The sequence below is a fragment of the Streptomyces sp. NBC_01497 genome (assembly GCF_036250695.1).
In the GTDB taxonomy this organism is placed as follows: domain Bacteria; phylum Actinomycetota; class Actinomycetes; order Streptomycetales; family Streptomycetaceae; genus Streptomyces.
Window position 1 is genome coordinate 5,643,287 of sequence record NZ_CP109427.1, and the last position, 21,577, is coordinate 5,664,863.

23 protein-coding genes and 2 tRNA genes are annotated in these 21,577 nt (G+C 69.4%); 20 read left to right on the forward strand and 5 right to left on the reverse strand.

The window, feature by feature from the left end; all coding sequences use genetic code 11:
• The first annotated feature begins 284 nt into the window (after positions 1 to 284).
• Positions 285 to 479, forward strand: coding sequence for a hypothetical protein (locus OG310_RS23720; protein WP_329457888.1), 195 nt, complete (start codon positions 285 to 287; stop codon positions 477 to 479).
• Positions 480 to 854: 375 nt separating this feature from the next.
• Here OG310_RS23720 and OG310_RS23725 read toward each other — a convergent pair whose 3' ends face one another.
• The 3 genes from OG310_RS23725 to OG310_RS23735 all read right to left on the reverse strand — a co-directional run bounded on the left by OG310_RS23725 (position 855) and on the right by OG310_RS23735 (position 3,710).
• The gene (locus OG310_RS23725) at positions 855 to 1,049 is read right to left on the reverse strand and encodes a hypothetical protein (protein ID WP_329457889.1); all 195 of its coding nucleotides are present in this window, start codon (positions 1,047 to 1,049) and stop codon (positions 855 to 857) included.
• Between the two features lie 1,201 nt (positions 1,050 to 2,250).
• Positions 2,251 to 2,910 carry a YdcF family protein gene (locus OG310_RS23730; protein ID WP_329457890.1) on the reverse strand — a complete coding sequence of 220 codons (660 nt, stop codon included), beginning with the start codon at positions 2,908 to 2,910 and terminating at the stop codon, positions 2,251 to 2,253.
• On the reverse strand, positions 2,910 to 3,710 hold the full coding sequence (locus OG310_RS23735; protein WP_329457891.1) for a GntR family transcriptional regulator: 801 nt from the start codon (positions 3,708 to 3,710) through the stop codon (positions 2,910 to 2,912). The genes OG310_RS23730 and OG310_RS23735 overlap by 1 nt, the downstream gene beginning before the upstream one ends.
• Before the next feature lie 161 nt (positions 3,711 to 3,871).
• Here OG310_RS23735 and OG310_RS23740 point away from each other — a divergent pair, with 161 nt between their 5' ends.
• The 13 genes from OG310_RS23740 to OG310_RS23800 all read left to right on the forward strand — a co-directional run bounded on the left by OG310_RS23740 (position 3,872) and on the right by OG310_RS23800 (position 11,612).
• Entirely contained in the window at positions 3,872 to 4,201 is a 330-nt protein-coding gene (locus OG310_RS23740; protein WP_329457892.1) for an SCO3933 family regulatory protein, read from the forward strand.
• 5 nt (positions 4,202 to 4,206) lie between these two features.
• Positions 4,207 to 5,556: an FtsK/SpoIIIE domain-containing protein gene (locus OG310_RS23745; RefSeq protein ID WP_329457893.1), complete on the forward strand. Its 1,350-nt coding sequence runs from the start codon at positions 4,207 to 4,209 to the stop codon at positions 5,554 to 5,556.
• Between the two features lie 84 nt (positions 5,557 to 5,640).
• The gene (locus OG310_RS23750) at positions 5,641 to 5,826 is read left to right on the forward strand and encodes a hypothetical protein (protein WP_329457894.1); all 186 of its coding nucleotides are present in this window, start codon (positions 5,641 to 5,643) and stop codon (positions 5,824 to 5,826) included.
• Between the two features lie 66 nt (positions 5,827 to 5,892).
• Positions 5,893 to 6,582, forward strand: a complete 690-nt coding sequence (locus tag OG310_RS23755; RefSeq protein WP_329457895.1) for a DUF2637 domain-containing protein — start codon at positions 5,893 to 5,895, stop codon at positions 6,580 to 6,582.
• A gap of 19 nt (positions 6,583 to 6,601) precedes the next feature.
• Positions 6,602 to 6,790: a mobile element transfer protein gene (locus tag OG310_RS23760; RefSeq protein WP_329457896.1), complete on the forward strand. Its 189-nt coding sequence runs from the start codon at positions 6,602 to 6,604 to the stop codon at positions 6,788 to 6,790.
• 15 nt (positions 6,791 to 6,805) lie between these two features.
• Positions 6,806 to 7,156, forward strand: coding sequence for a SpdD protein (locus OG310_RS23765; protein WP_329457897.1), 351 nt, complete (start codon positions 6,806 to 6,808; stop codon positions 7,154 to 7,156).
• A gap of 5 nt (positions 7,157 to 7,161) precedes the next feature.
• The gene (locus OG310_RS23770) at positions 7,162 to 7,704 is read left to right on the forward strand and encodes a GGDEF domain-containing protein (protein WP_329457898.1); all 543 of its coding nucleotides are present in this window, start codon (positions 7,162 to 7,164) and stop codon (positions 7,702 to 7,704) included.
• Positions 7,705 to 7,798: 94 nt separating this feature from the next.
• On the forward strand, positions 7,799 to 7,981 hold the full coding sequence (locus tag OG310_RS23775) for a hypothetical protein (RefSeq protein ID WP_329460338.1): 183 nt from the start codon (positions 7,799 to 7,801) through the stop codon (positions 7,979 to 7,981).
• A 5-nt stretch (positions 7,982 to 7,986) separates the two neighbouring features.
• The gene (locus OG310_RS23780) at positions 7,987 to 8,160 is read left to right on the forward strand and encodes a hypothetical protein (protein WP_329457899.1); all 174 of its coding nucleotides are present in this window, start codon (positions 7,987 to 7,989) and stop codon (positions 8,158 to 8,160) included.
• A gap of 62 nt (positions 8,161 to 8,222) precedes the next feature.
• Positions 8,223 to 8,864 carry a DNA methylase gene (locus tag OG310_RS23785; protein WP_329460339.1) on the forward strand — a complete coding sequence of 214 codons (642 nt, stop codon included), beginning with the start codon at positions 8,223 to 8,225 and terminating at the stop codon, positions 8,862 to 8,864.
• A complete protein-coding gene (repSA, locus tag OG310_RS23790; protein WP_329457900.1) occupies positions 8,861 to 10,258 on the forward strand; it encodes a replication initiator protein RepSA in 1,398 nt (465 codons plus the stop codon). The genes OG310_RS23785 and repSA overlap by 4 nt, the downstream gene beginning before the upstream one ends.
• Entirely contained in the window at positions 10,255 to 10,467 is a 213-nt protein-coding gene (locus OG310_RS23795) for a helix-turn-helix domain-containing protein (protein WP_329457901.1), read from the forward strand. Before repSA ends, OG310_RS23795 begins: the two co-directional genes overlap by 4 nt.
• Positions 10,467 to 11,612, forward strand: coding sequence for a tyrosine-type recombinase/integrase (locus tag OG310_RS23800; RefSeq protein ID WP_329457902.1), 1,146 nt, complete (start codon positions 10,467 to 10,469; stop codon positions 11,610 to 11,612). The genes OG310_RS23795 and OG310_RS23800 overlap by 1 nt, the downstream gene beginning before the upstream one ends.
• A gap of 64 nt (positions 11,613 to 11,676) precedes the next feature.
• On the opposite strand, the gene OG310_RS23805 is transcribed toward OG310_RS23800, so the two are convergent.
• Positions 11,677 to 11,750 (reverse strand) — tRNA-Gly (locus tag OG310_RS23805).
• Positions 11,751 to 12,023: 273 nt separating this feature from the next.
• On the opposite strand from OG310_RS23805, the gene OG310_RS23810 reads away from it, so the two are divergent.
• The 5 genes from OG310_RS23810 (at position 12,024) to clpX (ending at position 17,461) form a co-directional block, all read left to right on the forward strand.
• Positions 12,024 to 12,100: transfer RNA gene (locus tag OG310_RS23810), tRNA-Pro, on the forward strand.
• Between the two features lie 192 nt (positions 12,101 to 12,292).
• On the forward strand, positions 12,293 to 13,711 hold the full coding sequence (gene tig / locus OG310_RS23815; RefSeq protein ID WP_329457903.1) for a trigger factor: 1,419 nt from the start codon (positions 12,293 to 12,295) through the stop codon (positions 13,709 to 13,711).
• Positions 13,712 to 14,629: 918 nt separating this feature from the next.
• On the forward strand, positions 14,630 to 15,235 hold the full coding sequence (locus OG310_RS23820; RefSeq protein ID WP_329460340.1) for an ATP-dependent Clp protease proteolytic subunit: 606 nt from the start codon (positions 14,630 to 14,632) through the stop codon (positions 15,233 to 15,235).
• A gap of 47 nt (positions 15,236 to 15,282) precedes the next feature.
• On the forward strand, positions 15,283 to 15,957 hold the full coding sequence (locus tag OG310_RS23825; RefSeq protein WP_329457904.1) for an ATP-dependent Clp protease proteolytic subunit: 675 nt from the start codon (positions 15,283 to 15,285) through the stop codon (positions 15,955 to 15,957).
• A 211-nt stretch (positions 15,958 to 16,168) separates the two neighbouring features.
• A complete protein-coding gene (gene clpX, locus OG310_RS23830; protein WP_329457905.1) occupies positions 16,169 to 17,461 on the forward strand; it encodes an ATP-dependent Clp protease ATP-binding subunit ClpX in 1,293 nt (430 codons plus the stop codon).
• Between the two features lie 192 nt (positions 17,462 to 17,653).
• On the opposite strand, the gene OG310_RS23835 is transcribed toward clpX, so the two are convergent.
• Positions 17,654 to 18,742 carry a hypothetical protein gene (locus OG310_RS23835; RefSeq protein WP_329457906.1) on the reverse strand — a complete coding sequence of 363 codons (1,089 nt, stop codon included), beginning with the start codon at positions 18,740 to 18,742 and terminating at the stop codon, positions 17,654 to 17,656.
• Positions 18,743 to 18,879: 137 nt separating this feature from the next.
• Between OG310_RS23835 and OG310_RS23840 the strand changes: the two genes are divergently transcribed.
• The gene (locus OG310_RS23840) at positions 18,880 to 21,501 is read left to right on the forward strand and encodes a valine--tRNA ligase (RefSeq protein WP_329457907.1); all 2,622 of its coding nucleotides are present in this window, start codon (positions 18,880 to 18,882) and stop codon (positions 21,499 to 21,501) included.
• Positions 21,502 to 21,577 lie beyond the last annotated feature (76 nt).

Genomic DNA, 21,577 nt, shown 5'->3' on the forward strand with positions numbered 1-21,577 from the left:
GTCGTCCATACATGCTGTGCTTTACCTGTGTGCGCGCTGAAACGATCGCGTGCGATTCATTTGATTTTCCCGGCGCATTGATCACGGCTGGATGCCGCGCACCGGCGGAAGGTTGCGGTTGCGATGGTTTGCGGGGCCTGAGGGATGGCGTGTTCTGGCCGTCGATGATTCGTCACTGGGCAGCACGGACACAGGGGTTGGTGGCACGATGGGTGCCAGCGGGGTGCGAGACGGAGCGCGGTCCCGCGGCCGGCTAGGCGGACCGACCGAGGGTGTGATCAGTTATGGCCGTTTCAGTGTCCGTAGCGGTGGTGTTGGCGCTCATCCTGGTGCTGATGATCCGCAGCAAGTCCATCAAGGGCGGACCCGCCATCGTGGCGATCCTGTTCGGTTTCTTCCTTGCGTCGACGGACATCGCTCCGTCCGTGAACAGGTTCATGAACTCGATAGGGGACACGATCAGCCAGATCCACTTCTGACCTGTCCCCGGCCGTCTCCGGTCGCCCGCCACCGTCTCGTCGCGCCGGCGGGCCACCGTGAGCGGCGGGCCACCGTGACGAGGGCGCTCACGGTGCCACCGCCGCGCGCGAGCGCGACGGCGACGACCGGAGTGGGAACGGGAAACAGCGACGGCCCGGCAGGCGGGACGAGACCGCCTGCCGGGCCGACGTCATGGCGGCAGGCGTCCACGTGCACGCCGGGGCGGGCAACGGGAACCCGGCCCGCTCAGCCGGCTCGGGACACTTTTACGCGGTCCCCCCGACCGCCGGGACGCCGGCCCGCGGGGGAGTGGCTGGGCCGCCGCGGGCCCCGGGGTCACCGACCGATCGGGTTCGCGTGGGCCGCGCTCGTGCTCAGTCGCCGTCGGGCAGCTGATCGACGGGGTTCCCCGCCGACTCCCGCCGCTGCGCCACCGCCGCGGCCAGGGCCAGCAGGGCCTCGACCTGAGCGTGCGCCAGGAGTTGGTCCGGGCTGCGGCCGCCCCGCCACTTCTCACTTGCGTCCAGTAGTTCCCGAGCCCTGTGAGCATGCGCGGCATGGTCCGACACAAGAACCCCCCGTCGTGTTCGAGGTCTTTACCGTAGCGATCGCGGCAGGCCGGCGCTGCAGTTTGCACGGAGGCGCCGGGCGCGGGCGACCGCGTCCCCTCAACTCAACGCGCCCCCGGGGCCGTCGTGGGGGCGTACAAGGGTGAACGGTCCATGGGCGCGGGGGCCGCAGGTCCGGACGCGGGCCGACCGAAGGCCGGAAACGGCCGGGGGCCGGGCCGGGGAGATGAACCCCGGCCCGGCCCCCGGCCGATGGAGCGGGCGACGGGAATCGAACCCGCGTAGCTAGTTTGGAAGACCTGCTACGTTGCCCAAGCCTGACCTGCGAGTCCTGTGACCTGTGCATGTAGTGCTGCCAGACCTTGGGACCCCGCAGTTCCCCGCCGCGTCCCCTTGCGCCGGGCACGCAACGGGCACGTCACATCAGCTTGAGGATGATCGGTGTCAGGGCCGTTATGGCGCTGGCGAGCGCTGTGATGAGAGACACGACGTCGGTGACTCTCCGATGTTGAGTCGGCCGACTCACCTGGGGTAACCTCACGCTACCGCTAAAGTCTTGTTCACTCACGACTTTGGTGGGCGGGCGATCGTCATGCGGCATGTGATTGATCCTCGTTGACAGGCTGTAGGGCACGGATCTTGGCGGAGCGTGCCGTACGGCCACTTTGGCGTTCAATTCTCGGAGATTTTAGCGTACTTGCCGCTCGCCTCACGCGGCCCAACTTCCCCGACCACCACTCGCCCTTGCTCCCATCCCGTCCGCCTTCGACCCACACACCGTGGAGCGGGCGTGGTTCATGGCGTCCAGGTGGAGCGCGCCACTGTACGAACGACCTGGACGCCATGGGCCGCGTCTGCTCGGCTCTGCCTGGGTCGAAGGTGGTCGGGATGGGAGCCCCCCACGCTCACCCCGACGATGCCGGCACTCGCAGGACGGGCCATCCCACCCCGGACGCATGAGCGCCCCCGCCGGAGGCATGTCCTTGTCCGTGAGCTGCCGTAGGGCCTTCGGTTCGTCTCCTTCTGGCCCCGGCCCTTCCCTCTCGTGGGCGCGCGTCGGCGCAGCGCGGGCGGAGCGGGCCGAAGGCAGGAGCGGCGCCCGGAGCGGAGCCGGGAAGCGCGCCCGGCGGAGCGGAGCGCAGCCGGGTGCCTTGATGAGGTAGAGAAACCTGTAACAGCCCCTGGCTTCGGGTCGGTTGGACTACACGCCTGCCGGGTCGATGAGGCGGCTGGTAAAGCCCGCGTGGCACAGCCGGTCGTAGGCCTGCATCACATCGTCCGGCACTGTCTGGCCGATCATGTAGCCCTGCTCTGGGTAGATCAGTAGCCGCTGAAGCGCACCCACGAGCATGTCGATGACCAGGCGGCCGTCTCCTATGGAATCGACGTACTCGCCGAACGTCATCGGGGTGGACGCGCTGATGATCTCGACTTCCGGCCACACCTTCCGGGCGGTGGCGTATGCCCGCCTCTCTTCATACGGCTTGCTGACCAGGAGCACGGAGGAGACGGTTACGCCGGCCTCTTCCAGCACGGCCTTGGAGAAACGGATGTTCTCGCCGGTGTTCCTCGCCCTGGGCTCGACGAGTACGGCGGAGCCGGGTACGCCGAGTTCCAGCGCCCGTTCCCGGTAGTGGACTGCCTCGCCACGCGGCATGCGCTCACGCGTGGTCGGGCTGGTCGCTCCGGTGAAGACAAGCAATGGGGTCAATCCGCGCTTATAGAGGCTGACCGCTGTGTCGGCCACGCCCAGGTCATGGCTACCCAAGCCGATCGCGACTGAGCAGGGCCTCAGGGTGTGGCCGACCTGGTGGTAGTCCCACAGACGTTGTGCGTCGTCCCATGCTTGCGTCGAGATCATTACTGCCCCTTCTCCCGCTTCGCGGAGTCCGGGACCTTGAAGTCGTACTCCCAGGCAAAGCGCGAAGCAGCGTGCACACCAATGGCGAACTCCACCACTGTGTCAGAGGCGGTGTAGGTCGTCCGGTGCAGCTCTACGACAGGCTCACCCGGAGGGAGCTGCAAAAGCTTCACCTCCTCGGAGGACGGCGGACGAGCGAAGATCCGTTCTTTCATGTGGTCGATCTCGTACCCGGCGTCGTACAGCACTCTGAACCCACCGCCACGTCCGGCAGGGCCGGGGGTCGGGTCCACGATTCGCGTGCCCTCGACGTGCTCCGGTCGGTAGTAGCTCGTGAGCGTGTGGGTCGGCTGGTCGCCTTCCTTCACGACGCGAGCGCGCGCGTAGACCTCTGCGCCCTCAGGTAGACCGTGTGCTGCCGCGACGAGCGGCGGGGCCTCGATGCGGCTCACCGTTTGGGTCTGCTCGTTCCGGCGGTAGCTGCGTCCTGACGCCACCCGGTCCGCGATAAACGCCACCTCGTCACCGTCACGCCACTTGGCCTTGTCGTATCGGGCAATACCGAGCCGCTTGAGCGGCACTCGCTGGCGTACGACCGTGCCGTGACCTCGTGACGACGTGACCAAGCCTTCGGCCTCAAGGGCTTTGTAGGCCTGGTGGACGGTGGACTTAGAGCCCTCGCCGTTCTCGACCAGTTCCCTGATCTGCGGAAGCTGTGTGCCAGGCGGGTATTTGCCCTGCTCACCCCGCTTGATCTCTTCAGCCAGCTTGTCCGCCAGCTCCCGCCACTTTGGCGCCATTGGGCGTCTCCTCTCGACAGATCTAGTCAAACACAGTCCCAGGACTGTTGACAGTCCTAGGACTGCGAGTCATAGTCTTCCTAACGCGTTCGCAGTCCTAGGACAGCGAGCCGCGCGGCCTTATTTGGGCTGCGCCAACGCATCGACTCAGGGAGTACTACATGCCGTCCTTCAAGATCGACGTTTCGACCGCTGTGGTGTTCGTGGCGACTGCGCCGGCGCCGAAGCTCGTCAACAAGCAGACCGGTGAGATTGCGATGGACCGGGAGACCGGTGCTCAGCTCGCGACGGTGGGTCTGCTGATCTCGGATGAGGGGGAGGGCAACCTCTACCAGGTGACCGTGCCGTCCACGGGTATCCCGGAGGGACTCGCGCCGGGTACTCCGGTGTCGGTGATCGGCCTCAAGGCGCGGGACTGGGAGAACGAGTTCAACGGGCAGAAGCGCCACGGGATCAGCTTCCGCGCGGTCTCCATCGTGGCGGGGGCCTGATCCCCATGACGGACGTGTCCACGCTGCTCGAACTCTCCGGCGTCGCCGCCGGTGCGGGCGGGATCGGCTATGCGAAGGTCCGCGCTCCTCGCGTGTACTGGTCGCTGGTGGGCCTGCCCGTCGCGATAGGCCGCTTCACCACCACCTACTCCTCGACCATGGACGTGTGCGGCCTGACGGTGCAGCCGTCGCGTCTGCGGGCGTTCCTGGTCCGCAATGTGGCCCGGCGCTCGGAGGTGCAGCCGGTTCCGCCGAAGGTCCGCCGGGTGCGGGGCACGTCGACGGGGATGCGGGTCACGCTGCGTCTGCCGGCCGGTTTGGAGCCTGCCGACGTGGCCGCCGCGTCCGAGCGACTGCGTCACGCCTGGGGTGTCCACTCGGTGCACGTCACCACGACCAAGCCCGGCTTCGTGGAACTGCGGATGACCGGCTACGACGTCCTGCGGCGGGTGCGGATGCCGCGCCGGGTGCCCTCGGGCCCCATGGTGGTGCCGGTCGCGCAGCGCGATGACGGGTCGGCGTTCGTGCGGGACTACCGCAAGGTTCCGCACGCTCTGACTCTCGGGGCGAATCAGTCGGGCAAGTCCATGTACCAGCGCAACCTGGTCAAGGGCCTCGCCAAACTCCCGGTGGGCCTGGTGGGGATCGACTGCAAACGCGGTGTCGAGCAGCGCCCCTACGCCGCACGGCTGTCGGCTCTGGCGACGAACCGGGATGAGGCTGCCGGCCTGCTGGACGTCCTGGTCTCGGAGATGGAGACCAGGTTCGACCTGCTGAGCGAGTACGGCGTATCCGACCTGTGGGAACTGCCCGCAGAGGTGCGTCCGGTGCCGCTGGTGGTGCTGGTGGATGAGGTCGCGGAACTCTTCCTCACCTCGGCACGGAAGGAGGAGGAGCGCCGGGACGGGATGGTCATGCAGATGGTCCGTCTCGCCCAGATGGCTCGCGCCGTGGGGATCTTCCTGGAGGTGTGTGGGCAGCGTTTCGGCTCCGAACTCGGCAAGGGTGCTACCGCTTTGCGTGCTCAGCTCACGGGCCGGGTCGTGCACCGGGTCAACGACAAGCAGACCGCTGAGATGGGGCTCGGGGACATCGCCCCGGAAGCCGTGTTCGCTGCGACCGCCATCCCTGCGGATCGCCCTGGCGTCGCGGTGGCCGGTGACTCCTCCGGTGGCTGGTCCCGCATCCGCACACCGGAAACCACCCCCGCCGAAGCCGGCGCCGTCTGCCGCGCCTTCGCCCACCTCACCCCGGACCTGCCGTTCCTGGCAGCGTTCCGGCCCATCGTGCCCGCCGATCCGGCCGCACCAGTCGAGGGCCCGTCGCTGGTCAAGCCCCGGCCCGTCACCGACTAACACCCCCTGCTCCACCGGTTGGCGTGACCGTCTCGCGCCAGGTCCCTACCCCGCCCATGCCTGAAACCGGAAGGGAGAACCGCCATGGCCCGCAAGACCACCACCCGCTCCGCCGCGAAGGTCCCGGCTGAACCGTCCGCCTGCACGTCGTGCAAGGGCTCGGGGCAGGTTGCCCGGACCGTCCGCGTCGGCCGCCGGCAACGCGTCGTCGGCCAACAGGAGGGCCTGTGCCTGACCTGCCTCGGCTCCGGACTGGACCCCAACGCCTGACCACCCGGGCGCCGGGCGGCCACCTCGACCGCCCGGCCCCTCAACCTCTGAAAGGAGGTGTCCGGTATGCCGCGCATCCGCTTCGACGCCGTGTTGATCCAAGCAGTGATCGCCGGAGCACTGTCCTTCGCCCACCTGCACGACCTGGCCGAAGCCGCCGGACAACATGGCTGGAAAGCCTGGGCCTACCCCATCAGCGTCGACCTGCTGTTGATGGCCGCATGGCGCCGCATGCGCACCCTGCACGCCGACAAGCAGCCGGCTGGCTCCGCGTGGGCCTGGTTCGTCGTCGCACTCATCGCCTCGCTCGGGGCGAACGTCTCGACCGCCGGCCTACTCGACCTGCACGCCGTACCCGCCTGGCTGCGCATCCTCGTCGCCGGATGGCCCGCCATCGCCTTCCTCGGCGGCACCCTGCTGGCCCACAACCCCACCTCGACGCCCGACGAAATGCCGGTCGAGCTGGCGCCGGAACCGGCCGCTGACCTGATGACTGTCGAACGCGAGGCTGACCAGGCCCCAGAACTGCCCGCCCCCGAACCGGCACCCGCACCCGATCCCGCTCCGAAATCGATACTCCCGGAGCCCGCTACCCCCTCACCCCCGGCGGTTCCTCCGGCCCTGCTCGACCACGCGCGCAAGCTCGCCGACACCCACCACGCAGCAACCGGCCAGTCGATCGACGCGGACACCCTCCGTCTCCGCCTTGGCGTCGCCGGCCCCCTCGCAGCCTCCATCGCCGCGCAACTCGCCTGACACCGAAGGGACGTTCCTCATGCCGCGTCCGCGCCGCTTCTACGACGTGATCCGCATCGGCCCCGTACAGGTCGGCTCGCACTACGACGGTCACGGCCGCACCAAGCACACCGCGACCTGCACGGCGCCCGGCTGCAACTTCTCCACCGACAAGCCCGACAGGTCCGGCGCCGAACTCGCCGCCCGCACCCACCGCTGCAACCCCTGAGGAAGGACAAGCCCCGTGTTCACGCCGAAGTACCCCCGCCCCGACACCGCCCCCAACCCCACCACCCTGCCGCCCCTGGCGCCGCTCGTGCCCACCTCGGACGGCCACGTCCCGGCCTGCACTTGCAGCCACACCCACACCCCGACCACCCCCACCCCGGGCCCGGCTCCGGTTGCGATGCGGCCGACGGTTCAGTTCACGCCCGGCGCCCTCGTCGCCCTCGCGGCCGGCGGTACCGCGGCTGTTCTGGTGATCGGCACGGTTCTGGTCTCGATACTCCTCGCCGTCGCCATCACGGGCGCTTCGGTCGCGGTGTGCGCCATCGTCATCCGCTCCCTGCTCAACAGCCAGCACAAGGCCCGGTGAGCCCCATGGACCCGATGTTCCTCGCGGCCGTGGCACCCGTGACCGGATGGGCCCTGCACGGCGGGCTGCTCGCCCGGCGCCTGTCCACCGCCCGCCGTGACCCGCTCACCGGCCTCCACACCCGTGCCGGCTTCACCACGCGGGCCGAACGCCTCATCCGCCGTTCGCCCGGCGCCGTGGCGGTCCTGGTCGACCTGGACGACTTCAAGCAGATCAACGACACCCACGGACATGCGGCCGGAGACGCGGTCATCGCCGCTACTGGCCTTCGGCTCGCCGCCTGGACCACCCGGCACGGCGTCGCCGCCCGTCTGGGTGGAGACGAGTTCGCCGCGCTGGTCGTCGGTGAGCCGCGTACCGCCGGGCTTCCGGCGCTAGCTGCCGCCCTCAACCGGCCGGTCCTCTACGACGCCGGTGTACTCCCGGTCTCCGCCTCGATCGGCGTCTGCCGCCTGACCGACCTCACCATGCCCCGCCTGACCGACGCGCTGTCTGCCGCTGACGCCGCCATGTATGCGGCCAAGGGCCACGGACGACGCAACCGATAACGGCCCCCGGGGCGGCCTCAACCGCCAAGTTTCCGCCGCCCCGGGCGCCTGCAACCCCCACCAGATCCAACGGACCCGAGAGGGAAACCCCATGATGCCCGACCACGCCCCGACCCTGCCCGTCTGCCGCCACTGCGACGGCTTCCCGACCGTCCACATCACCACCGGCACCCGCCGCCCGGACGGCACCCGCGCCACCCTCGCCGCCGTCTGCCCGGCCTGCAAGGGCACCGGCCACACCCTCCCCGCCGCCGCCCTCGCCCGCGCCGGCCGGTGAGCCTCGTGGCCCTCCTGAACTGGCGCTCCCCGGAGCACTACGACCACACCGGCGACCAGCCCTGCGTGCTGTGCGACAAGCCCACCCCGCTGCGCTCCGACCGTGGCAAGCCCGTCCACAAGGTGTGCGCCGAAGCCTGGATCGACGCCCACCCCCCGAAGAAGGAAGACGAGCGGTGACCACCTCCGCCACCGGTCCCCGCCGGGTCCTGGATCTGTTCTGCTGCTCCGGCGGTGCGGCCATGGGCTACCACCTGGCCGGCTTCGAGGTCGACGGCATCGACATCACCCACCGGCCCCGCTACCCCTTCACCTTCCACCGTGCCGACGCCCTGACCCACCTCGCCCACCTGATCACCACCGGCGACATCGCCCGGTACACGCTCGTGCACGCCTCCCCGCCCTGCCAGGACGGATGCGCCCTCACCGTGGGAACCAACCGCTCACGCGGCTGGGGACGCGACCACGTCCAACTCATCCCCGAACTGCGCACCCTCCTCGACGCGACCGGTCTGCCGTACGTGATCGAACAGCCCAACGGCAAAGCCCCGATCCGCGCCGATGTGCGCCTGTGCGGCGAAGCGTTCGGCCTGGGCGTGCTGCGGCATCGCTCTTTCGAGCTGGGCCGCTGGGCCACCGCACAACCGGCCCACCCTCGGCATCGCGGCTATGTGCGCGGCCACCGCCACGGCGTCTACCGGGACGGCCCCTACGTCGCCGCCTACGGCTCTGGTGGCGGCAAAGCCACCGTGCCCGAGATGCAGACGGCCATGGGGATCACCTGGACCGACGTGCGCGAGGAACTGACCGAAGCCATCCCGCCGGCCTTCACCCGCTGGATCGGCCACGCCTTCACCACCGCCCGACAGGAGATCCTCGCGTGAACACCACCGCCACCCTCGCGGCGGCGGGCCTCGACCCGACCACCCTCCACGACCTGTTCAGGGTGGCCGGGTCGGACGGCTTCGACCGCTGGCAAGAACAGATCCGCCGCACCGGCGGCTGCGCCGAACCCATCCACCTCATCGGCTCCACCAAGACCATCGACCCCACCACCGGCACCGTCCTGCACTCCTACTCGACCGACAAGGAGCCTGGTGGGCGTCTGCGGGTCGCGTGCGGCAACCGGCGCGCTTCCCGGTGCCCGGCCTGCGCCTGGACCTACGCCGGCGACACCTACCACCTCATCCGCGCCGGCCTCACCGGCGACGAGACCAAAGGCGTCACCACGACCGTGCGCGACCACCCCCGCGTCTTCGCCACCCTCACCGCGCCCTCGTTCGGGCCGGTCCACAACCGGCCCACCTCCGGCCGCTGCCGCTGCGGCACCCGGCACCCCGAAGGCGCGTCCGAACTTGGAACCGCGCTCGACCCGGCCACGTACGACTACGCGGGCGCGGTCCTGTGGAACAACCACGCCGGACACCTCTGGCGCTACGTCACCATCTACCTGCCCCGCGAACTCGCCGCCCGCGCCGGCATCACCCAACGCGAACTCAAAGAAGAGCTCCGGGTCTCCTACGGGAAGGTCGCGGAGTACCAAAAGCGTGGCGCCATCCACTTCCACGCCGTGATCCGCTTCGACGGACCAGACGGCCCCGACACCGCCCCGCCGGCCTGGGCCACCATCGATCTCCTCACGGACGCTCTGCGGGCTGCTGCTGCGCGTGCTGAGGTCGCTCTGCCGGCGTCGGGCGAGTACCCCGCGCGGGTCCTGCGGTGGGGGACGCAGCTCGACGTCCAGCCCATCGGCGCCTTCGGCCACGGCGAAGCCCTCACGGAACAAGCCGTCGCCTCCTACGTCGCCAAATACGCCACCAAAGCCGCTGAGACCACCGGGACCGTGGATCGCCGGATCGGGGAGCTGTCCGAGCTGGACAAGCTGCCGGACCTGCCCGACCACACCCGCCGGCTCATCCAGGCCTGTTCCGAACTCGACCCGGCGTATCCGGATCGCAAGCTGTGGCGCTGGGCTCACATGCTCGGCTTCCGGGGTCACTTCTCCACCAAGTCCCGCCGCTACTCCACCACCCTCGGTGCCCTGCGACAGGTACGCGCCGACTACCGCGCCACTCAGCAACGCGAAGCCCTCGGCCTGCCCGACCCCGACGACGACCCAGAGGCGACCACGCTCACGCTCGCGCACTGGACCTATGCCGGCCATGGTCACACCCCCGGCGAATCCTGGCTCGCCGCCCAGCTTCACCGAGACATCCAGCACAACCGCGACTCCGCCCGCGAACACCGCGCCGAACTGGACGACCTGGAAGGGGAATGATCAACGTGACTGACCGCCTGCTCACCGTGGACCAAGTGGCCGGCCTGCTCGGTACGACCGTGCGCTTCCCGCGACGGCTGATCGAGGAACGCCGCATCACGTTCGTCAAGATCGGCCGTCACGTCCGCATCCCCGAGAGCGCAGTGGAAGCGTTTGTCACGGCTCACACGGTCATGCCGTCGGCTCGACGTCTGCGGGGTGTGGCTTGATGGCAAGCAAGAAGCGTTCGTTCGGCCGTGTGCGAAAGCTGCCTTCGGGGCGCTATCAGGCGCGGTACCTCGGTCCCGATGGCATCGACCGCCCGGCGCCCCACACGTTCCGAACCAAGCGGGACACGGATGACTGGCTTGCTGAGCGCCAAGCCGAACTCCGGGGCGGCGACTGGTCCGATCCCGACGCCGGGAAGGTGGCCTTTGGCGGGTACGCCAAGACGTGGATCGAGGAACGAGGTATCGGGGCCTCGACTGCGGATCTCTATCGGTCCCTGTTGCGTAACCATCTGGTACCGACCTTCGGCACGGTCGCCGTTGCTGACATCACCCCCGCCATGGTGCGAGCCTGGCGCGTCGCCCGGCTGGGCTCTGGTGTGGGGCCCTCGACGGTCGCCAAGTCGTACGCCCTCATGCGAGCGGTGCTTATGACGGCGGTCGAGGATCAGTTGATCCGCCGCAACCCTTGCCGGGTCAAGGGCGCCAGCACCACGCAGACACCCGAACGCCCTACAGCGACCGTTCAGGAGGTCTACGCCGTCGCGGGGGCAATCCAGCCTCGGTACCGTGCGCTCGTGCTTCTGGCGGCCTTCTCCGGGCTGCGTTGGGGTGAGCTGGTCGGGTTGCGCCGGCGGGACCTCGACTTTCAGGCGGGCACTCTTCGTGTGCGCCGGAATGTGGCTGAACTCCACGACGGTTCCCGGCTGATCAAGGAGCCCAAGAGCGCGGCCGGCAAGCGCACGGTGGCGATTCCGAACGTGATCACGGGCGAACTCTCGGCGCATCTTGCGGTCTACGCCGAACCTGGTGCGGATGGACGCGTGTTCGTAGGGGCCAAGGGTGCGACGCCTCGCCGGAACCACTTCAACAGGCTGTGGCGGCGAGCATGCGCGACGGCTGAGATCGCGGGTCTGCACTTCCATGATCTTCGCCACACGGGGAACACCCTGGCGGCGGCCACCGGGGCCAGTACGCGCGAGTTGATGACGCGCATGGGGCACAGCACGGCTCGTGCGGCACTGATCTATCAGCACGCCACTGCCGAGCGCGAACGACTGATCGGCAACGCTGTGAGCGCCGCTGTCGAACAGGCGCGAAAACAAGATCCCGACGCGAACGGGCATGCGGCGGGCACGTCGGACTGAGCGGAGATCACGAACGACTGAGGGCCAGGCCGGAGGATGAACCTCTGACCTGGCCCTCAGTATGTGGAGCGGGCGACGGGAATCGAACCCGCGTAGCTAGTTTGGAAGACTAGGGCTCTACCATTGAGCTACGCCCGCGCGGGCCCGGCATGCCCCGAGGGGCGGTCCGAGCGCGTACGCAGAGCATCGTAGCGGTTCCGGGCCGTTCTCCGCACGCCGGTACCCGGTGGGTCCCCGTGGTGCCGGACGGAGCGCCCGGCACGGGATGGACTGCGCGCCGTCCCGCTCACGCTCCCGTGACCAGCGCGCCCCCGGCCGGGAAACACCAGGCCCCGTACGTGGTGGGACGGCTCTCGCGCAAAAGGAGTCCGACGCAGTGCCTCCGGGCATGTACCCTACGTGTCGCACCGACGGGGTGTGGCGCAGCTTGGTAGCGCGTCCGCTTTGGGAGCGGAAGGTCGTCGGTTCGAATCCGGCCACCCCGACCAGTCGACAAGTCGCGCGTATCCGTAGATCGCGTTGTGGGGCGCTTCATGCTTGCGGTTACTATGCAAGCTGCGTGCCCGTGTGTCTGACGTGTCTCCGAGGACCCCCAGGAGCCGGGCCGCTCAGCAGGCCGCCGCACATGTACGAGTGCGCGGCAGGCACACCCGAGAATCAGCCACCAAGGAGACCGAACCGTGAAGAGCGCCGTGGAGACCCTGAACCCGACCCGGGTTCGGCTCACTGTCGAGGTGCCCTTCGAGGAGCTCAAGGACAGCCTCGACGCGGCGTACAAGAAGATCAACGAGCAGGTCACGGTGAAGGGCTTCCGTAAGGGGAAGATCCCGGCCCGCGTCATCGACCAGCGTTTCGGCCGCGGTGCTGTGCTGGAGGAGGCCGTCAACGACGCCCTTCCGAAGTTCTACACCGAGGCGGTCAACGAGGGTGAGCTGAATGTCCTCGGCCAGCCCGACGTCGACATCAAGGAACTGAAGGACGGCGAGCTGCTCTCCTTCACCGCCGAGGTCGACATCCGACCCGAGATCACGATCCCGGACTACTCCGGCATCGAGGTCACGGTGGACGCGGCCGAGGTCAGTGACGAGGACGTCGACAAGTCGGTCGAGCAGCTGCGTGACCGCTTCGCCTCCACCAACGCGGTCGAGCGCGCCGCCGCCGAGGGCGACGTCGTGACGCTCGACCTGGAGGCCAAGATCGACGGCGAGGTCCTGGAGGACGGCGTCGCGAACGGCATCGACTACGTGATCGGTTCCGGCGACCTGCTCGACGGCATCGACGACGCGGTCACCGGCCTGGAGGCGGGCGGCGAGGCCACCTTCACCTCCGAGCTCAAGGGCGGCTCCGCCGAGGGCAAGCCCGCCGAGGTCACCGTCAAGGTCACCGAGGTCAAGGCCCGCGAGCTGCCGGAGCTGGACGACGAGTTCGCCCAGACGGCCAGCGAGTTCGACACCCTGGAGGAGCTCAGGGCGGACAGCCGCAAGCGCCTCGTGTCGATGAAGCAGTACGACCAGGCCACCCAGGCCCAGGAGCGTGTCCTGGACGAGCTGCTCAAGCTCGTCGAGGTGCCGATCCCCGAGAAGCTGCTCGCGGACGAGGTCGAGACCCGCAAGCACAACCTGGAGCACCACCAGCTGCCGCAGATGGGCGTCGAGCTGGAGCAGTACCTTGAGATCCAGGGCAAGACCCAGGAGGAGTTCGACACCGAGACCTCCGAGCAGGCGGTCAAGGGCATCAAGACCCAGTTCATCCTGGACGAGCTGGTCAACAAGGAGAAGCTGAACGTGAACCAGGAGGAGCTCACCGAGCACCTCATGCGTCGCGCGCAGTCCTCCGGCATGAGCCCCGACCAGTTCGCGCAGGCTGTCGTCGAGGGTGGCCAGGTGCCGATGCTCGTCGGCGAGGTCGCCCGCGGCAAGGCGCTCGCCGTGGTCGTGGAGGCGGCGAAGGTCGTCGACACGAACGGCGAGACGGTCGACCTGGACGACGACGAGGACGACGAGACCGAGACGGTCGAGGGCGCCACGGAGTCCGTCGAGGCCGCGGAGTCCGCCGAGACCCCCGAGGCCGGCGACGGCGAGGACAAGCCGACCGCCTGATCGCGGACCACGCACCACGGACGGGCCCCGGACGCACACCGCGTCCGGGGCCCGTCGCGTTCCGTCGCGCACGCACCCGCGAGTGCGCGCCCGTGCGCGCACGCGCGCACGAGAACAGGTCCGTGGCCCGTGCACGCACCCGCGGGCCACATTCACGCGAGAGCCCGTGCCCGCCGGAGCGCCCCCGGTGGTCCGCGACCGGCCGAGCGCTGCCGTCGGCTCCCTGCCCCGGCCGGATCCCCGTCGGCCCGCGCCCGCCTCGCCGCCTGCGCCCGGCCGGCCGAACCCGCCGCGCGCACCACCGCCGCCGGCCCGCACACACGGCCCCGCAGAGCGCCCCGGGAGGCCCGGGGGAGGCCCCGGGGGAGGCCGGACCGGCACACCACCCCGGACGGCCGACGGGCTCGCGCACACACCCCACGCGGCTCCCGCACAGGCGCCTCCGTGCCCCCGTGCGCGCCGCGCGCCACCGCCGTCCGGGACGGTGTGCCCGCACACCGCGGGGCCGGGCCGCCCCGCGGTGTCGGCGCCGCCCGGGCGCGCCCCCGCGCGCCCCCAGAGTCCCCGCTTCCGCGCACCGCCGGCAGGGGTCGGGGCACCCCCGCGAGCATCCGTACAGGCGTGCGGGTGCCGCCGCGTCCGGGCCGGTCAAGGGTGCGGGCCGCCCCCGCCGGGCGGCCCCGCCGGCGGTCGCGGTACGGTCATCCGCACCCGTCGCCGGGGCCCAACTACCTTGCGCTCCGAGCGAACAGCTACGGAACCGGGATGGCGCCCGCCGACCTGGGGGTTAGGGTCCATGAGTACGAGAGCCGGAGAAGTCGTCCGGGTGCAGTGCGGCCCGGCCTCCGAATCTCGGGACGACGACGCTGAGACGGCCGATGCCGTCAGAGACGAGCAGGTGGACACGTGACGAATCTGATGCCCTACGCCGCCGGAGACCCGTCCATCGGTGGGGGCCTCGGCGACCAGGTCTACAGTCGGCTGCTCGGCGAGCGGATCATCTTCCTCGGCCAGCAGGTGGACGATGACATCGCCAACAGGATCACCGCGCAGCTTCTCCTTCTCGCGGCCGAGCCCGAGAAGGACATCTTCCTCTACATCAACAGCCCCGGTGGGTCCGTCACGGCCGGTATGGCCGTCTACGACACCATGCAGTACATCCCCAACGACGTCGTGACCATCGGTATGGGTCTCGCCGCCTCCATGGGGCAGTTCCTGCTGACCGGTGGCGCCGCGGGCAAGCGCTTCGCGCTGCCGAACACCGACATCCTCATGCACCAGGGATCCGCGGGCCTCGGTGGCACCGCGTCCGACATCAAGATCCAGGCCGAGCAGCTGCTGCGCACCAAGAAGCGCATGGCCGAGATCACCGCTCGTCACACCGGCCAGACCGAAGAGACGATCATCCGCGACGGCGACCGCGACCGTTGGTTCTCCGCCGAAGAGGCCAAGAACTACGGCATCATCGACGAGATCATCTCCGCTGCCTCGGGAGTTCCGGGCGGCGGCGGCACCGGGGCCTGAGCCACCCGCCCCGGCCCGTCCCCCGAAGGTCTCCCTAGGTCACAGGAATGGTGAACACCGACATGAACAACACTTCCGCGAGCGGCCTGTACACGGGCCCGCAGGTGGACAACCGCTACGTCGTCCCGCGTTTCGTCGAGCGCACCTCGCAGGGCGTCCGCGAGTACGACCCGTACGCCAAGCTCTTCGAAGAGCGCGTGATCTTCCTCGGCGTGCAGATCGACGACGCGTCGGCCAACGACGTCATGGCGCAGCTGCTGTGCCTGGAGTCCATGGACCCCGACCGTGACATCTCCATCTACATCAACAGCCCCGGCGGCTCGATGACGGCCCTCACGGCCATCTACGACACGATGCAGTTCGTGAAGCCGGACATCCAGACCGTGTGCATGGGCCAGGCGGCCTCCGCCGCCGCGGTGCTGCTCGCCGCCGGCACGCCGGGCAAGCGGCTCGCGCTGCCCAACGCGCGGGTGTTGATCCACCAGCCGTCCAGCCAGACGGGCCGCGAGCAGCTCTCCGACCTGGAGATCGCGGCCAACGAGATCCTCCGTATGCGCACGCAGCTGGAGGAGATGCTGGCGAAGCACTCCACGACCCCGATCGAGAAGGTCAGGGACGACATCGAGCGGGACAAGATCCTCACCGCCGATGACGCGCTCGCCTACGGTCTGGTCGACCAGATCGTTTCCACCCGTAAGACCACGGCCGCCGCAGCGGCCTGACCGGCGCGCGCTCTTGGCGCGGTTCTCCCAGCCGTCCCCGGGGTCATCCCGGGGCCGCCTTACGACGACCGTACGGATGTCGTACGGTCGTCCGGGTGCAAGGTGAACCGTGCCAAGAGGGGCCCGAACACGGGGCCGGGCAAGGTACCGTCGGATATGAGGCACAGGAGCCGCTGAACCAAGCTGCTCCCAGGCGAAGGGGAAGCACCTCGTGGCACGCATCGGTGATGGCGGCGATCTGCTCAAGTGCTCGTTCTGCGGCAAGAGCCAGAAGCAGGTGAAGAAGCTCATCGCAGGGCCCGGGGTGTACATCTGCGACGAGTGCATCGATCTCTGCAACGAGATCATCGAAGAGGAGCTCGCGGAGACCTCCGAGGTGCGCTGGGAGGAACTGCCCAAGCCGCGCGAGATCTACGAGTTCCTTGAGGGCTACGTCGTCGGGCAGGAGCCCGCGAAGAAGGCCCTGTCGGTGGCGGTCTACAACCACTACAAGCGGGTGCAGGCCGGCGAGAACGGCAGCGGTTCCGGCCGTGAGGACGCCATCGAGCTCGGCAAGTCCAACATCCTGCTGCTCGGTCCGACCGGCTCCGGCAAGACCCACCTCGCGCAGACGCTCGCGCGCATGCTCAACGTCCCGTTCGCCATCGCCGACGCGACGGCGCTGACGGAGGCCGGCTACGTCGGCGAGGACGTCGAGAACATCCTGCTGAAGCTGATCCAGGCCGCGGACTACGACGTCAAGAAGGCCGAGACCGGCATCGTCTACATCGACGAGATCGACAAGGTCGCGCGTAAGAGCGAGAACCCGTCGATCACCCGTGACGTCTCCGGTGAGGGCGTGCAGCAGGCGCTGCTGAAGATCCTGGAGGGCACCACCGCCTCCGTACCGCCGCAGGGCGGCAGGAAGCACCCGCACCAGGAGTTCATCCAGATCGACACGACGAACGTGCTGTTCATCGTGGGCGGCGCGTTCGCCGGGCTGGAGCGGATCATCGAGTCGCGGGCGGGGTCCAAGGGCATCGGTTTCGGTGCGACGATCCGCTCGAAGCGCGAGCTTGAGGAACGCGACATGTTCCAGGAGGTCATGCCGGAGGACCTGGTGAAGTTCGGGATGATCCCGGAGTTCATCGGCCGCCTCCCGGTCATCACCTCCGTGCACAACCTGGACCGCGAGGCGCTCAAGCGCATCCTGGTCGAGCCGCGCCACGCACTGGTCAAGCAGTACCAGCGGCTGTTCGAACTGGACGGCGCGGAGCTGGAGTTCGAGCCCTCCGCGCTCGAAGCCATCGCGGACCAGGCGATCCTGCGCGGTACGGGCGCGCGCGGCCTGCGGGCCATCCTCGAAGAGGTCCTGATGTCGGTGATGTACGAGGTGCCGTCCCGCAAGGACGTGGCCCGCGTGGTCATCACCGAAGAGGTCGTCCACTCGCACGTGAACCCGACGCTGGTACCGCGCGAGCCGCGGATCGTGAAGAACGACGGACGGCACGAGAAGTCCGCGTGACCCAGGGCATATGAAGCACACCGCGACCACGCGGGGCGCCCGGCCGGCTGACATCGATCAGCCGGCCGGGCGCCGTCGTGTGCGGGGCGCGGTGCCCATGACCCGGGTGTACGTCAGGCCTTGACGCGCACGTCGTTCAGCCGGCCGGGCGCCGTCGTGTGCGGGGCGCGGTGCCCGTGACCTGGGTGTACGTCAGGCCTTGACGCGCACGTCGTTGCGGAGCTTGGCGGTGGTCTCCGCGACCTCCGAGACCGGGGTCGTCTTGCCCGCGAGCACGGATGCCACGTCGGTCGTCGTGGCGAAGCCGAGCGTGCTGTGGTCGGCCCACACGCAGATGGGCAGCGTGATCTCCTTGGGTCCCGCGCCGGAGCCGTCGCCCTTGACCTTGATGTTCTGGCACTCCATGACCGCGTCCTTCAGGCCGGCCGGGGTGACCTTCTGGGGGGTGCCCACCAGGGTCTCCCCGCCGCTCTTGTCGGCCGTCGACTCCTTCTTCGCGGAGTCGAAGAACGCGTCGAGGGTCTTCTGCGGGTCGTCGATCTGCCCGTAGACGCCGCCGTAGTCGAGCCCGATCTGTGCGAGCGGGTTGCTCTTGTCACCCTTGACGTAGGCGGCGGAGATGTCCTTGGGGTTCTTGACCCCCGCGCTCCTCGCGTCGGCCAGGTCGTCCGAGGCCGAACTGTCGCTGCCGGGCTTCTTCGTGAACTGGCCGTCCAGCACGGTCGCGGGGGCGGTCAGCTTGTGCGGGCCGTCGTCCGCGATGTCCGAGCCGCTGCCGCCCGACGTCAGGAAGTAGACGCCGCCGGCGATGACGGCGCACGCGACGACGACGGCGGTGATGACGAGACCCGTCTTCTTCTTCTTCTTGGGGCCGTCACCCATCGGCTGGGTCGGGTAGGGGCCGGAGCCGTAGGGCGGCTGCTGGCCGTAAGGATTCTGCTGCCCGTACGGCGGCTGACCGGGCTGTCCTGGCTGCCCCGGCTGGCCGGGCTGACCGTACGGACCGGGCTGGGCATACGGGTTGGGCCCCCCGGGCCCCGGTACGCCCTGCTGCGGCTGACCGTAGGGCCCGGTGGGCGGCTGCTGCGGGTAGCCGTAACCAGGCGCCGGGGGAACGCCGGGCTGCTGCGGCACTCCGGGCTGCTGCTGCGGGTAGCCGGGGCCCGGCTGCGGTCCGCCCTGCTGCGGCTGCCCGTAAGGGCCGCTTTGTCCGTACGGCCCGGGCTGCTGCGGCTGTTGAGGCTGCGGCCCCCCGTAAGGCCCGGGCTGGTTGTCACTCATGCGGTCCGATCCCCTCGTATGGATGTAGCTGACCGACATCCTGACGGATGTGAGCACGACATGGGGGTCCCGGGGTCACACCGTTACGCTCGGCAATCCGTTTCGGAGTGGCCCCGGGACACCTTTAAACTGGCCCCGTGACCGAGAACTCAGCGCAGCAGCCACCAGCACCCCGTGAATTGCCGACCCAGTACGCGCCGGCGGAGGTAGAGGGGAAGCTGTACGAGCGCTGGGTGGAGCGGGGTTACTTCGAGGCGGACGCGTCCAGCGACAAGGACCCGTACACGATCGTCATCCCCCCGCCGAACGTCACCGGTTCCCTGCACCTCGGCCACGCCTTCCAGCACACCCTCATGGACGCCCTCACGCGCCGTAAGCGCATGCAGGGGTACGAGTCCCTGTGGCTGCCCGGCATGGACCACGCGGGCATCGCCACGCAGAACAAGGTCGAGCAGCAGCTCGCCGAGGAGGGCAAGTCCCGCCAGGACATCGGCCGCGAGGAGTTCGTCCGCCGCACCTGGCAGTGGAAAGAGGAGTACGGCGGCCGGATCCTCGGCCAGATGCGCCGCCTCGGCGACGGTGTCGACTGGTCGCGCGAGCGGTTCACGATGGACGAGGGCCTCTCCCAGGCCGTCGGCACGATCTTCAAGCGCCTCTTCGACGACGGCCTGATCTACCGCGCCGAGCGCATCATCAACTGGTGCCCCCGCTGCCTCACCGCGATCTCCGACATCGAGGTCGACTACCAGGACGACGACGGCGAACTCGTCTCGCTGAAGTACGGCGAGGGCGACGACACCGTCGTCGTCGCCACCACCCGCGTCGAGACGATGCTCGGTGACACGGCGGTCGCGGTCCACCCGGACGACGCCCGGTACGCGCACCTCATCGGCAAGCGGATCAAGCTGCCGCTCACCGACCGCACGATCCCGGTCGTCGCGGACGCGCACGTCGACCCCGAGTTCGGCACGGGCGCGGTCAAGGTGACCCCCGCGCACGACCCGAACGACTTCGCGATCGGCCGGCGTCACGGCCTGGAATCCATCACGATCATGGACGAGCGCGCCGTGATCACCGTCCCGGGACCCTTCCAGGGCCTGGACCGGTTCGAGGCGCGCTCCGCGATCGTCGAGGCGCTGCGCGAGCAGGGCCGGATCGTCGCGGAGAAGCGGCCGTACGTCCACAGCGTCGGGCACTGCTCGCGCTGCGGGACGACCGTCGAGCCGCGCCTCTCGCTGCAGTGGTGGGTCAAGGTCGAGCCGCTGGCGAAGGCCGCGGGCGACGCGGTCCGCGACGGCCGCGTCAAGATCCACCCCGAGGACATGTCGAAGCGGTACTTCGACTGGGTCGACAACATGCACGACTGGACGATCTCGCGCCAGCTGTGGTGGGGCCACCGCATCCCCGTCTGGTACGGGCCGAACGGCGAGACCGTCTGTGTCGGACCGGACGACGAGGTCCCCACGGGCGAGGGCTGGACACAGGACTCCGACGTCCTGGACACGTGGTTCTCGTCCGCGCTGTGGCCGTTCTCCACGCTGGGCTGGCCGGAGCGCACGCCGTCGCTGGAGAAGTTCTACCCGACGGACGTCCTGCTCACGGGCCACGACATCATCTTCTTCTGGGTCGCCAGGATGATGATGTTCGGGCTGTACGCGATGGACGGAGTGCCGCCGTTCCACACCATCGCGCTGACCGGCCTGGTCCGCGACGAGAACGGCAAGAAGATGTCGAAGTCGTTCGGCAACGTCGTGGACCCGCTGGACTGGATGGACGCCTACGGCGCGGACGCGGTGCGCTTCACCCTCGCGCGCGGCGCCAACCCGGGCGCGGACGTCCCGATCGGCGAGGACTGGGTCCAGGCGTCCCGCAACTTCGCCAACAAGGTCTGGAACGCCACCCGGTTCGCGCTGATGAACGGCGCCACGGTCGAGGGTGACCTGCCGCCCGCCGAGCAGCTCTCGGCGACCGACCGGTGGATCCTGTCCCGGCTGAACCGTACGGTCGCCGCGGTCGACGCGTACTACGACGACTACCAGTTCGCGAAGCTCAGTGACGCGCTCTACCACTTCGCCTGGGACGAGGTCTTCGACTGGTACGTCGAGCTGTCCAAGACGACGTTCGCCGCGGGCGGCGAGGGCGCCGCGGCCTCCCGCCGGGTCCTCGGGGAGGTCCTGGACGTCACCCTGCGCCTGCTGCACCCGATCGTGCCGTTCGTCACGGACACCCTGTGGACGACGCTGACCGGACGCGAGTCCGTCGTCATCGCCGAGTGGCCGGCCGACAGCGGCTTCCGTGACGAGGTGGCGGAGCGGGAGATCCAGCACCTCCAGGAGGTCACGACCGAGGTCCGCCGCTTCCGCGCCGACCAGGGCCTCCAGCCCGGCCAGCGGGTGCCCGCCCGGCTCGACCTGTCGGGCACGTCGCTCGCCGCGCACGAGCCCGCGATCCGCGCGCTGCTGCGCCTGCAGCCGGAGGGCGACGACTTCCAGGCCACGGCGACGCTCCCCATCGCGGGTGCCACGGTCGCGCTCGACCTGTCGGGCACGATCGACGTGGCGGCGGAGCGCAAGCGCCTGACGAAGGACCTGGGCGCCGCCGAGAAGGAGAAGGCGCAGGCCAACGGGAAGCTCTCGAACGAGGCGTTCCTGGCGAAGGCGCCGGACCAGGTGGTCGACAAGATCCGGGTCCGCCTCGCGAAGGCGGAGGCCGACATCACCCGCATCACGGCGCAGCTGGCCGGCCTGCCGCAGGCGTGAGGCACCACCCGTGACGGGCGGCGGGGCCGCCCGTCACGGTCTCGCCCGTCCGCACCGGGCAGGGTCGGGCCCGCCG

Excerpts from the sequence above, each read along its gene's own strand:
- OG310_RS23720 (WP_329457888.1), top strand. The coding sequence starts at position 285 with ATGGCCGTTTCAGTGTCCGTAGCGGTGGTGTTGGCGCTCATCCTGGTG.
- OG310_RS23730 (WP_329457890.1), bottom strand. The coding sequence starts at position 2,910 with ATGATCTCGACGCAAGCATGGGACGACGCACAACGTCTGTGGGACTAC.
- OG310_RS23735 (WP_329457891.1), bottom strand. The coding sequence starts at position 3,710 with ATGGCGCCAAAGTGGCGGGAGCTGGCGGACAAGCTGGCTGAAGAGATC.
- OG310_RS23740 (WP_329457892.1), top strand. The coding sequence starts at position 3,872 with ATGCCGTCCTTCAAGATCGACGTTTCGACCGCTGTGGTGTTCGTGGCG.
- OG310_RS23745 (WP_329457893.1), top strand. The coding sequence starts at position 4,207 with ATGACGGACGTGTCCACGCTGCTCGAACTCTCCGGCGTCGCCGCCGGT.
- OG310_RS23750 (WP_329457894.1), top strand. The coding sequence starts at position 5,641 with ATGGCCCGCAAGACCACCACCCGCTCCGCCGCGAAGGTCCCGGCTGAA.
- OG310_RS23755 (WP_329457895.1), top strand. The coding sequence starts at position 5,893 with ATGCCGCGCATCCGCTTCGACGCCGTGTTGATCCAAGCAGTGATCGCC.
- OG310_RS23760 (WP_329457896.1), top strand. The coding sequence starts at position 6,602 with ATGCCGCGTCCGCGCCGCTTCTACGACGTGATCCGCATCGGCCCCGTA.
- OG310_RS23770 (WP_329457898.1), top strand. The coding sequence starts at position 7,162 with ATGGACCCGATGTTCCTCGCGGCCGTGGCACCCGTGACCGGATGGGCC.
- OG310_RS23775 (WP_329460338.1), top strand. The coding sequence starts at position 7,799 with ATGCCCGACCACGCCCCGACCCTGCCCGTCTGCCGCCACTGCGACGGC.
- OG310_RS23785 (WP_329460339.1), top strand. The coding sequence starts at position 8,223 with ATGGGCTACCACCTGGCCGGCTTCGAGGTCGACGGCATCGACATCACC.
- OG310_RS23795 (WP_329457901.1), top strand. The coding sequence starts at position 10,255 with ATGATCAACGTGACTGACCGCCTGCTCACCGTGGACCAAGTGGCCGGC.
- OG310_RS23800 (WP_329457902.1), top strand. The coding sequence starts at position 10,467 with ATGGCAAGCAAGAAGCGTTCGTTCGGCCGTGTGCGAAAGCTGCCTTCG.
- OG310_RS23820 (WP_329460340.1), top strand. The coding sequence starts at position 14,630 with ATGCCCTACGCCGCCGGAGACCCGTCCATCGGTGGGGGCCTCGGCGAC.
- OG310_RS23825 (WP_329457904.1), top strand. The coding sequence starts at position 15,283 with ATGGTGAACACCGACATGAACAACACTTCCGCGAGCGGCCTGTACACG.
- OG310_RS23835 (WP_329457906.1), bottom strand. The coding sequence starts at position 18,742 with ATGAGTGACAACCAGCCCGGGCCTTACGGGGGGCCGCAGCCTCAACAG.